Below are 5448 nucleotides of genomic sequence, written 5' to 3'. Positions count from 1 at the left end.
TTTCATGAAGGGAGGACTGTTTCAACAATCAATTTTAATTATGATGCTTATGCTGATTTGTTATAGATATTTAATGAGGCCTGCTTATATGGGGAGTTTTCGAGCGTTAGTGCTGGTTTGAGGGACTTGAACCCAACAACTTGGTTATCAAACTACATCGCTAAAAACTATATAAACCACAAAAAATGCTACAATTCTGCTACAATACCAAGTCGTCGTATTTAATTGCTTTATGTAACCTATTGATTTTAAAAGGATAAATGGCTCTCTCGGAGGGACTCGAACCCCCGACACCTTGGCTCGAAGCCTAGTGCTCTATTTTTAAAATCCTTATTTATCAATAGATTGCGATGCATCAAGATCGTCAAAAACGGTCTAGAACTTCCTATTACTGCCACATTTACGTCACAATTTATGACACAGTTATTTTGCTAATGGTATTACCCAAAAAGTATCATTTTGCCAGTCGTCCACAAATCCCATTTGCTGAAAGGGTACAGTGGGATGCTTTTGAAAAAGATTTTTTAACTTTAACCTCCTTGCAGCGGCACCACTAATAGACTGAAGTAACTGATCGGCAATATATGCTTGTTGATAAAATTTTTCCTGTTGGCGAACATCTTGGAGGGCATCCTTAGGAGGGTAGTGACACATGACTCCAGAGCTGTTCATGAGGGGCGCAAATATTTCTAACCCCGATTAAGTAATAATCCAAGACCTAAGTACTTTAACTTATACCCATTTTAAATGTGGAGTTTTCCTTAAGTTTATATGATTTTAAATGCTCTACAGCTTCTGGAATAAGTTCTTCGCATGGCTTTATTATTTCTCCACCATTTAAATTAGCATCAAAAAATCGGCATTTTGATGAGTTTAGTTTTCCAAGATATACCTCATGACCAACGTTATTTTCTAATTCAACTGTTATTAACAAATGTTCTTTATTTTTAAGACACTCTTTAAATTTTTCTGAAGTTAACATTCTTAAATCATATGTTTTATCTTCATGTGGAATATTGTTTTTATAAAATACATGATGAATACTTTCATCTTCTTTATCACAAATGCCATTTTTTTGTTTAAATTCGAGTTCTAAATTTTCTTCATGAATCGCTTTTTTTAAAAATTTTTTATCATCTTTTAAATATTCTGTTGGGTTTTCTCCATTTAAAATTAAATCCAAATAAGTGTTTGTCATAGCCTGACACATTCCAACCGGTTCATTTTCATCATTAATATCTAACTTATATTTAGCTAATACCTCAGATTGATTACTAAATTTTTCTTTTATAATTTTTTTGCTACTTGCAAAAAAATTATAGAATTTACTAAGCATTTTTTTCCTTAAAGTTCATTAACATAAGGTATAAGAAACCATCCGAAAAGATTATCCCTGCTGATTTTACTATTTTTGTCTCAATTAAAGATAAATTTATATCTATTTATCAATTAATCTTCTTTGAGTTTGAAAAATATCGTAATTTAAGCCTATAGACAAGTACCATCAAAGATTTTGTTATGAAACAATGGATTCTTATCAACCTATTGCTTTCTACAGAAAGGAAACATTGCTATAAATTTCCGTGGTTATTTTTGAGCACAGTTATCGACCAACGAATATTGATTATAGGAATGTTCTTTCGATATAACTATCTTCCGAAAAAATCTATTTTTTAAAATTAAATTGTTCAGATTCTCTTATTGCAACATCTATAAGTTCATCACCAAATTGAAAGTCAGAATTCACACCATACACACTCGGCCGAACTACGTTTTTCGCGGCTTTAAAAAAAGTATGACACACAAAACCAGCTGTTCCAGCTAACCGTTCTTTTTGGCATTCTTCTATATCTTTTTCTGTATAATCTTCCTTAAAAAATTTTTTAGGTGCGTCCTTTCCCTCATGATAGAATCTCTCAGCAATAGCAGCTTCTCTTTTTTGATCTTTTGTATGAAAACGCTCTCTTTCTTCAAATGTTGGATGGTTTTTATATTCATCCTCCATCGTATTTTGAATATTGAAGTTTTCTGCCTGTTCAGTACTTAGTGAGATATCTTTTTTATCCAAATTATGATTTACAGCTTGTACATGAGGCCTTGGCTCATGGAGAATTTTTCTATCTTCCCTCTGTATCTTATATGTCTCGTCAACTCCCCACGCAGCACCTTTAGCAGCAGAATACATTAATTCAGCACTCAGTTTAATTACTGAGAAAATGCTTGGTCGAGTTTTATATTCAAACGCCATCCGATCCTCTATCTCTCTGATTGAAATTTGTTTCTCATTTTTATCTTTCATCTGTAACTCCAATATGATTTTATATTCATTATAAAAATTCATTATTAAGACAGCGTTAATTAACAAAGAGTCATTGTTATACCCTATAACCTTAAGTACGGTTGTAATCGTTCAATATGACATGTAAAGTGGGCTTATCTTGCAGATAAAAGTCTCGTATTACGCGCAATCGTAAGTTTGATAAACGCATGTATATAATGATATCGAGATGAAAATTAATGGGTGGGATAGTTCATTCAACGTGGATGTAGCTAATTGGGTAGTGCATCAAAATTGTTGATCACACTTTTCTACCGAACTCGAATCGATTGATAAATAAACCGATAACGGTATCATGCATGAATTCAGATTTAGAAAAGCAGATTGTTTTTCTAGCTAATCTTTTGATACGAGTACGGAAAGTTAAAAACTTACGTTCTATTTTTTGAGTATTGCGCTTTCCCTCTTCATGTTGCTCAAAGGGTAATATTCGTTGATAGGCACCAAGTCCATCAGTAAAATATTGAGTTATATTGAATGGTTCCATCAGGTGTTGCAATTGTTTGCAGGTCTTATCTGTTCTATCTCCAAATGTATAAGCGAGTATTTCGCTAGTGTAGTGATTCAAAGCAAGCCATAACCACCGTTGATTTGACTTCCCACATACGAAAGACCATTGCTCATCAAGTTCTAAGGTGATAGGTAAGAGTAAAATGGGTTGTTGCTCAGCTTTGGAAGATAATAACTTTTCCAATTTACCTTGATCACAGGCCTTATAACGATGAGCTAATTGAAAAGTTTTTCTACAAACAGCTCTTCGGCAAAGATAGCGTTGTTCTCCTGTTCCTGATTTACCATACTTGACTACCTCCACCCCATCACATTCAGTACATCTTACTTCAACAAAAGCCACAACTAACTCCATGAAAAATCATGAATAGTAATACATCAACAGTTTTAAAGCGTTACCCTCTCCTGGGTTATCTATTTTTTAATTAACAGACTGAAAAGATTATAAAAATCCAATAGTATTTTAATTTGCATCATATGGTCAATAAAAAGCATTCGTTCGGTGAAATACGGGTTGAATTGCATATTCCACTCGATCGTGAACGCCGATTCCACCGGAACGTGAACGATAATTCCAAATGATGATGAACGGTGATTCCAAGCGAAGGTGAACAAAAAAGCTGATTTTTTTGGAATTGGCGTTCACGATCGAGTGGAATATGCAATCGATAAACCTGAGGAATTTTATGACATATAATAATAGCAAAATCAGTATCCAATATTGGAGTTCCCGTTCCATCATACACGCGATCCTTAGCGTACCAATGGGCTATTACTTCTTCAGAAATCCACACTCTTATGTCTCCGCGGCGACGCAATGCTTCGTTATAATCTGACCAATTGCTTAATTTATATTTCTGCTTAGCGACGTTCTAGCCTTTCTTTTTGGGATATTTATTTGGCATTGAATTGAGTGCATGAATTTTAAAAGGGCTATGATACCTCTTGGCTGTATAAACATCTTTTTTTGTTCTATTTTTGATCTACACAACAAAGCCATAAATACATATAAATAAGGAGGGAAAAAAACATTACTCTGTCCATTTTTTAAAAAATTGTTTATTATTTTCAAGCATCTTGTTAGTATTCCTTTCTTTTTATTAAGGAAAATTGTATGCCTAAAAACTTTGATGATTTACCGTATAAACTAGCAGAGGATTATGCTCGCGATACGGTCGGACAGGTGTATGCCCGTCAAAAACATGCTTCGACCAATAAGAGGATTGAAGTAGCCTTTTCTTATGAAGAAGGGCTTTATTGGATAGACCCCGCGTATGCTAGGACTCCTATGGCAATTGCCATACAAGATATTATTTATAAGTATGAGAATAAGCGAGTCACTGATATATCACAGGTAAAAATTTACACGTATAATCACTGTAATGTGTACTATTCTAAGGATGTAGATTATTGCTCTCCTACCAATCCTGACTTGTTGAGTAATGTTTCTGTTAGTATTCAATCATTTGAAGACTTACAATATTTGCAAAAGATTCCAAAGCCTATTGCGACAGCCATCTCTGAGGTTGATCCAATTGTTTTTAGGGCTTATCCTCTTGCAAAACTGGTTGAAATGGATTTTGCTGTGCTTCATTTTTTCAAAGATAAAACAAACCTTGATCCACTTTTAGAAGCGCTGAACACCAAAACACCGACATCTCAAGTTTCTTCAGCGTTTTTTATTAAGACGCCGGCGAGTGAAAAAAATATTGATCACGGGTCAACGTCGTCTTGGCAATACAATATACGTCGACTAGTATAGGATGATTTTGATTAAAACCTTCACGTCTTTATCAAGGCTCATACCATTCGCCAGTTAACGAATGAACCTCAACTTGGGGTTCGTTATTACAAAGAATTACTAATATTTATCTATTTTTATGCTGCGTTGAGAGGGGAGGCAAAGGGAGAAGATAAATAGTCATCGTCTTCTTTAGACGAAAATAATTTCTCCAATTCACGTTTATGAAATCGATTTAGGATGTTTTTAGACAATAGGGGATAGTGTCTATATGTATCGCTCAAAAAGGTAGTGATATTTTCTGGAGAAGTAAAATTGTGTTCAGGAAAATCAATAGTTGTATCAAAATTGATTTCCTCTAACGTTTTTTCTGTATTAAATGCCTTATCCCCTAACATTTACATGATTATACTGGGAGAAAAATTTAAATTTTGCAGCAACATCTCATCATGACAAATAAGATACCATTGAATAAAATGACTCCATTCGCCATGATAGTTACCCGCGCCAATATCTTTAAACAACGTTAAATCCTGCAATAGCTTAAATAATTCTTCATCAGTTACATTTGTTAATAGGGTCTTTTGGCTCTCCACCAATTAAGGGGCACTTTAATCAAATTAGTCTAGACTAAGTCCTCACTATAGATAGGACGAACTGGTATTGGGGAAAACAAAAAATTAATATTTTTATGTTGGGTTGGTATTGTAAATACGGTATTAGTTATAGAGATTTGGAAGAAATGATGAGTGGGCGCGGTCTTGAACTGGATGGCTCTACCCCAACAAACTGAATCTTCTACACATCTTGTTTATCCCAAAGAAACATGATCAAATCACCTCTTTTAAGGTGATGTATG

General features: G+C 34.1%; 7 protein-coding genes and 2 pseudogenes. 2 read left to right on the top strand and 7 right to left on the bottom strand.

Translation table 11 applies throughout. The features are described from left to right. Positions 1 to 423: 423 nt before the first annotated feature. From Lsan_RS08875 to Lsan_RS22935, 5 genes and pseudogenes are all read right to left on the bottom strand, one after another. Positions 424 to 672, bottom strand: a complete 249-nt coding sequence (locus Lsan_RS08875) for an Abi family protein (protein ID WP_133134408.1) — start codon at positions 670 to 672, stop codon at positions 424 to 426. Positions 673 to 727: 55 nt separating this feature from the next. Continuing rightward, positions 728 to 1336 carry a hypothetical protein gene (locus Lsan_RS08870; RefSeq protein ID WP_058514050.1) on the bottom strand — a complete coding sequence of 203 codons (609 nt, stop codon included), beginning with the start codon at positions 1334 to 1336 and terminating at the stop codon, positions 728 to 730. Positions 1337 to 1666: 330 nt separating this feature from the next. After that, entirely contained in the window at positions 1667 to 2299 is a 633-nt protein-coding gene (locus Lsan_RS08865) for a hypothetical protein (protein ID WP_058514049.1), read from the bottom strand. A 280-nt stretch (positions 2300 to 2579) separates the two neighbouring features. After that, entirely contained in the window at positions 2580 to 3191 is a 612-nt protein-coding gene (locus Lsan_RS08860; protein WP_202814625.1) for an IS1 family transposase, read from the bottom strand. Positions 3192 to 3462: 271 nt separating this feature from the next. Further along, positions 3463 to 3753: pseudogene (locus tag Lsan_RS22935) on the bottom strand (transposase); the annotation flags it as partial. A gap of 209 nt (positions 3754 to 3962) precedes the next feature. Here Lsan_RS22935 and Lsan_RS08855 point away from each other — a divergent pair. After that, positions 3963 to 4610: a hypothetical protein gene (locus Lsan_RS08855; protein ID WP_058514048.1), complete on the top strand. Its 648-nt coding sequence runs from the start codon at positions 3963 to 3965 to the stop codon at positions 4608 to 4610. A gap of 116 nt (positions 4611 to 4726) precedes the next feature. Here the strand turns inward: Lsan_RS08855 and Lsan_RS08850 are convergent, their stop codons facing one another. Continuing rightward, positions 4727 to 4987 (bottom strand): hypothetical protein, encoded by a 261-nt coding sequence (locus tag Lsan_RS08850; protein WP_058514047.1) that lies wholly within the window; start codon positions 4985 to 4987, stop codon positions 4727 to 4729. Next, positions 4988 to 5185: a LirA/MavJ family T4SS effector gene (locus Lsan_RS23540; RefSeq protein ID WP_058514046.1), complete on the bottom strand. Its 198-nt coding sequence runs from the start codon at positions 5183 to 5185 to the stop codon at positions 4988 to 4990. A gap of 95 nt (positions 5186 to 5280) precedes the next feature. Between Lsan_RS23540 and Lsan_RS23535 the strand changes: the two are divergent. Next, positions 5281 to 5370 (top strand): annotated as a pseudogene (locus Lsan_RS23535) (IS6 family transposase); the annotation flags it as partial. Positions 5371 to 5448: the final 78 nt, after the last annotated feature.

The organism is Legionella santicrucis (genome assembly GCF_001468135.1).
Taxonomy (GTDB): Bacteria; Pseudomonadota; Gammaproteobacteria; order Legionellales; family Legionellaceae; genus Legionella; species Legionella santicrucis.
Note: the sequence above shows the minus strand (reverse complement) of the source record. Positions and strands in the feature narration are given on the sequence as shown.

Coding starts and splice junctions, on each gene's coding strand:
- Lsan_RS08875 (WP_133134408.1), bottom strand. CDS start 672: ATGAACAGCTCTGGAGTCATGTGTCACTACCCTCCTAAGGATGCCCTC.
- Lsan_RS08870 (WP_058514050.1), bottom strand. CDS start 1,336: ATGCTTAGTAAATTCTATAATTTTTTTGCAAGTAGCAAAAAAATTATA.
- Lsan_RS08865 (WP_058514049.1), bottom strand. CDS start 2,299: ATGAAAGATAAAAATGAGAAACAAATTTCAATCAGAGAGATAGAGGAT.
- Lsan_RS08855 (WP_058514048.1), top strand. CDS start 3,963: ATGCCTAAAAACTTTGATGATTTACCGTATAAACTAGCAGAGGATTAT.
- Lsan_RS08850 (WP_058514047.1), bottom strand. CDS start 4,987: ATGTTAGGGGATAAGGCATTTAATACAGAAAAAACGTTAGAGGAAATC.